The 5,813-nt window shown below is 39.2% G+C and carries 3 protein-coding genes; all 3 read left to right on the top strand.

What is annotated here, in order from left to right; translation table 11 throughout:
• The coding region (locus BLP44_RS18030; RefSeq protein ID WP_091134930.1) for an Ig-like domain-containing protein at positions 1–2,540 on the top strand (2,540 nt) is incomplete at its 5' end.
• Between the two features lie 62 nt (positions 2,541–2,602).
• Positions 2,603–3,511, top strand: a complete 909-nt coding sequence (locus BLP44_RS18025) for a PorP/SprF family type IX secretion system membrane protein (protein ID WP_091134928.1) — start codon at positions 2,603–2,605, stop codon at positions 3,509–3,511.
• 2 nt (positions 3,512–3,513) lie between these two features.
• Positions 3,514–5,475 carry an OmpA family protein gene (locus BLP44_RS18020; protein WP_091134926.1) on the top strand — a complete coding sequence of 654 codons (1,962 nt, stop codon included), beginning with the start codon at positions 3,514–3,516 and terminating at the stop codon, positions 5,473–5,475.
• Positions 5,476–5,813 lie beyond the last annotated feature (338 nt).

Genomic DNA, 5,813 nt, shown 5'->3' with positions numbered 1-5,813 from the left:
CGCCATTAGCCAATGACACGGATGCTGACGGCGATGCGCTTTCCATAGTTTCCATCAACGGAACGGCCCTTACAGGCTTGGCCCAGGCGATCGCAGTTCCAAACGGAACGGTAGACATTTCGGCTTCTGGAGCGATCACTTTCACGCCTGCGGCCAATTTCAATTTGACTGCTCCAGTTAGTTTCCCTTATGTGATTACAGACGGAAATCTAACGGCTGCTGCGGATATCGAGATCACGGTTACGGCTGTAAATGATGCGCCTGTTGCAGTAAATGATACAAATGATATAATCTCATCAGCAGCGGGAGCAACAATCATCAATAGATTAGAAGCGACTGATGTTGACGGAACAATTGCTAACTATACAGTTCTAAGTTTACCAGCAGATGGGACTTTAGCTTTAGCTGGCAGTCCTATAACAGTAAATCAGGTTCTTACGCCTGCAGAGGCTGCGATGATATCCTACACTCCAAGTGGAACATTTACAGGAAATGTTGTGTTTACTTTTACAGCAACAGATGATTTAGGATTAGCAGCCTTAGTGCCAGCAACAGTAACAATTCCTGTTGGCAATAATGCTCCAGTTGCTCATAATGATACCAATACAGCGATTCCATCAAGCGCTAGCGCTACAGCTATTAAAGCGTTGACTGCTACAGATACAGACGGTACAATTGTTTCTTATACGGTTTTGACTTTGCCATCTCACGGAACACTAATCTTAAATGGAACTCCAGTGGCAGCAGGGCAGGTCTTGACAGCAGCAGAAGCTGGAATGCTGTCTTATAAGCCAAACGGTACTTTTTCAGGAAACGACTCCTTTACTTTTACGGCAACAGACAACAGTGGCGCTTCAGATGCGACGCCTGCTGTAATAACTGTTCCTGTTGAAAAAAGGACGCTTACTGCTGTGAAAGATGAAGTTGGATCAGTAGTCGGCATTAACGAAACGATTAAAGTTATTAATGTTTTTGAGAATGATAAACTGGACAATAATCCATTATCAGCTACAGATGTTAATTTGAATGTATTAACTCCAGATCCAAATAATGTATTGACATTAAAATCAGACGGTGCAGCGGAATTAATTCCAAATGCGCCTCCTGGAACTTATACCTTAACCTATGAAATCTGTGAAAAAGCTAATTCAGGAAACTGTACTTCAGCGACAGTAACAGTTACTGTAGTTGCTCCAACAATGACAATTACAGCAGATAGTTACTGTTCAAATAATACTCCGTACGTTTCATACCATGTGCAAGCAGATAACTTTACTCCAGCAGGCTTGCTGACTATTAACTGGATTGACAGTGCCAACCGTGTTGTAGCAACACAAACTAACATGCCTTTAAACGGTAGTGTTTTATGGCCAGGAGCTACTGTAGATGGAAATAATCTGCCAACTGATTGGCCAGGATGGATATTGGCTAATGGGAAATGGACTGAAGGAAATGACGGATTTGAATTAACGAGGCCAGCAGTTACAATGCAATTCACATTGAATCCTACACAATCAATTGTAGTAAATTATCCTTCAGCGACATCAGGCTGTAATGCCCAGCCTCAATTCGGAATTAAAGCAGAAAATGATAATGATCTCATTGTTGCCGATGGAATTAATGGTTCATTAGAGGCTGTGAATGTTTTAAAGAACGATGCATTAAATGGCCAGCCAGTCAATCCTGGGGATGTTATTTTAACGGCAGACAAATTCCCACAAGGCATTACGCTAAATGAAGACGGAACAATTGATGTTGCTCCAGGAACAACTGGAGGCGATTATACGTTAAATTACCAGATTTGCGAGAAAGCAAACCCAAATAACTGCAGCACGGCGACGGTGCACATTTTCGTGGAAGTGCCATCAGTGTCTCTTGTTATGAAAGCGGAATTAAATGATGAAAACAAAAATGGCAATGTAGAAGCCGGTGAGACCGTAACTTATACGTTCACAGTGACCAATACAGGTAATGTAGCCTTAAAGAACGTATTGATTTCTGATCTTCTTCCTGGTGTAGCAATTACAGGTGGGCCAATATCATTAGCTGTTGGACAGAGTGATAGCTTAACATTTACGGGAACTTATACTTTAACTCAAGCAGATATCAATGCAGGTTTAATCAGCAACCAGGCAATTGTTTCTGGAAGCACTCAGAGCGGAATAGCTGTAACAGACCAATCAGATTCTGAAAATGGAAATGGCAATAATCCGACAGTTATAGAATTGAATGGATGCAGCATTAAAATCTATAACGCTGTTTCTTTAAATGGCGATAAAATGAACGAAAGATTCTATATCAGCGGAATCGAGTGCTATCCTGATAACTCTGTTCAGATTTATAACCGTTGGGGGATTCTAGTATTCGAAAGAGATCATTACAATAATAATGATGTCGCATTTAAGGGCTACTCAGAAGGAAGAACAACAGTCAAAGAATCAAATGGACTGCCTGAAGGAACTTACTATTATATCGTGAGATACAAGGATAACAGCTCTAAACCTAAACAGGAAGCAGGATATTTATATCTGACTAGATAATATTTCCATATTAATAAAAATGGCTTAGCCATAGGTTAAGCCATTATTTTAAAAATATATAAATGAAAAAATTAGCTTTACTATTATTGTTTTGTTCAGTTGCAGGTTTTGCGCAACAGGACGCGCAGTATACGCAATATATGCACAATACCATCACCATAAATCCTGCCTATGCCGGTTCAAGAGGGGTTATGAGTATTTTTGGTTTGTACCGAACGCAGTGGGTTGGACTTGATGGAGCTCCTGAAACAAGCACTTTATCGTTAAATACGCCTGTTAACAATAGTTTAGGATTAGGTTTCTCTCTTGTTAATGATAAAATTGGCCCGACAACTGAAAATAATTTTTCAGCGGATATTTCTTATTCTATCCAGACATCGGCAGAAGCCAAGTTATCTTTTGGTATCAAAGGATCTGCTAATGTTTTTAGCCTAGATCCAAACAAGCTGGCAATGGAACATCAGGGAGATCCAATGTTCTCCAATTTTAAAAATAAGTTTGCGCCAAACGTTGGAGCTGGCATATATTATCATTCTGACAGAGGATACATTGGTATGTCTGTTCCTAATTTTATCCAAACGGATCGTTATGACGACAATGATTATGCAATCTACAAAGAGCAGATCAATTATTATTTAATTGCAGGTTACGTGTTTAATCTGGACAAATATGAAATGATTAAATTTAAGCCTGCGGCAATGGCAAAAATGATCGAAGGTTCTCCGCTTCAGCTGGACGTTTCTGCCAATTTTCTTTTTAATGATAAGTTTTCTGCAGGAGTGTCATACCGATGGAGTGCTGCTTTGAGTGCAATGGCCGGCTTTCAGGTTAGTAAAGGCATGTACATCGGTTATGCTTATGACCATGAAACAACAGGGTTGAAAAACTATAATTCAGGTTCGCACGAAATCTTTTTGCGCTTTGAGTTTATGAAGGGCTACAGCCGAATTACATCACCAAGATTTTTCTAATTATGGATTTTAAGAAAATACTATACGCAATCATGCTGTCTTTTTTCTTTTTTAAGGCAGCGGCGCAGCAAGCTCTGCTGGATAAGGCAGAGAAGGAATATAACAATTACGCTTACGCAGATGCTATCGAAATTTATGAAAAGCTGGCAGCAAAAGGAGTTGAAGACCAAAAGATGTTTCAGAGATTAGGGAATGCTTACTATTTCAATGCAGAACTGCCAAAAGCAGCAATCTGGTACGACAGGCTGTTTGCTGTAAATCCGCAGCAGGAACCGGAATATTTATACCGTTACTCGCAATCGTTAAAATCAGCCGGGGATTATGCAAAAGCGGATAAAGTGCTGGAGGATTTCAATAAAAAAAGCAATACGGACAGCAGAGGAATTCTATTTCAATATAATAGGAATTATCTAGAACAGATTAAAATGAATTCGGGCCGCTTTGAAATTGCCGCCGCTCAGATAAATTCGGAGAGTTCAGAGTTTGGAAGTGCGTTTCTAGATAACAGTTTAGTGTTCAGTTCTGCAAGACGCATTGAAAACAAGGAAGGAAAAACCTTTAAATGGACAAACAAAAATTTTACCAATTTATACATTGCCCCAATCAATGCTAATGGTAATACGGGGAGTCCGGTTCTATTAAATAAAGAGATTAATTCTAAATTTAACGAATCGACTTCTGTATTTACCAAAGACGGGAAAACAATGTACTTCACCAGAAACAATTATCTGGACGGAAGAAGGGGGAAAGACGACAAAAAAATAACATTGCTGAAATTGTATAAAGCAAGCTTAATTGACGGGAAGTGGACTAATATCGTAGAGCTTCCTTTCAACAGCGATAAATACAGCACTGCTCATCCTGCTTTAAGTTTAGATGAAAAGAAACTGTATTTTGCTTCTGATATGCCTGGAACATTCGGCCAGTCAGATCTATTCAGCGTACTGATCAACGCTGATGGATCATATGGCAGGCCGGAGAACCTTGGCCCGCAGATTAATACGGAAGGAAGAGAAACTTTCCCATTTATTTCGGCAGACAATGAATTGTATTTTGCAACTGATGGGCGTCCGGGTCTCGGCGGACTTGATATCGTGGTTTCAAAGATTAACGAAAAAGGAACTTTTGATGAAGTCCAGAATATTGGAGAGCCTGTAAACACCAAATATGATGATTTTGCCTTCATCATTAACAGCAGCACCCGCAGAGGCTATTTTTCTTCAAACCGAAAAGGAGGCATGGGAAGCGATGATATTTACAGTTTTACTGAAACTAGAAAATTGGTTTGCGAGAGAACTTTAACGGGAGCCATTTTGGACAGTAGGACAAATGAACCTATTGAAGGGGCTTCCGTTACACTGCGTGATGAAAATAATCAAGTGATAGGAACAGCAGAAACAGACAAAAGCGGAAACTATAGTTTTAAGGTAAACTGCGGTAAAAAATATTCGGTTAGAGTGGAAAGAAAAATGTACCCGCCAAAAGAAAGTGCAATTGTCATCGCATCAGCCTTGAGCAATAAGTTAGATTTTGCTTTAGAAAAAGAAAAGATCGCAGCCATAGCTATTCCAGAGATAAAGGCAGTGAAAGTCGGAACAGATTTAGCAAAAACCCTTAATATTTCAATGATTTATTTTGATTTGGGAAAATGGAATATTACAGATCAGGCTGCGGCAGAATTAGAGAAGATTGCTGCTGTAATGCAGGAATATCCATCAATGAAAATTGATATACGCTCCCATACTGACAGCCGTTCTTCTGCCAAGTCAAATATGGTTTTGTCAGATAAAAGGGCAAAATCAATTATGGCGTGGCTCATAGCAAAAGGCATTGCAGCCGACCGATTAAAAGGAAAAGGTTATGGCGAAAGCAGACTGCTAAACAGATGTAAAGACGGAATTAAATGTTCTGAAGAGGAACATTTAAGAAACCGAAGAAGCGAATTCTTGATTTTGTCTATGTGAAACTCTATCAAGCAATAAAAAAAATCGGTAGGTTATATGCTATCAGATAGACATTAAGGCTATTCAAGAGCAATGATCTGAGTTTAGAAAAAGAAAAGCAGGGGCAGAGTCCCTGTTTTTTATTTCTTCAACCTGAGTAGGGTAGTATTACAGATTAGATGTTTTTTAATTTAATTGCTTAACTGACTGAAAAAGAAGATAAAATTTAATTATTGAATAGGAAAAGAGACGGCCGGAAGGTCGTCTCTTTCTTTTTTGTCTTTAAAGATGCTTTAAAATGGTTTTGCCTTACCTTAGTTGTTGGTTAGTTAGTTAGTTAGTTAGTTAGTTAGTTAGTT

Origin of the sequence: Flavobacterium anhuiense, from assembly GCF_900101855.1 — a bacterium.
Taxonomy (GTDB): Bacteria; Bacteroidota; Bacteroidia; order Flavobacteriales; family Flavobacteriaceae; genus Flavobacterium; species Flavobacterium anhuiense.
Note: the sequence above shows the minus strand (reverse complement) of the source record. Positions and strands in the feature narration are given on the sequence as shown.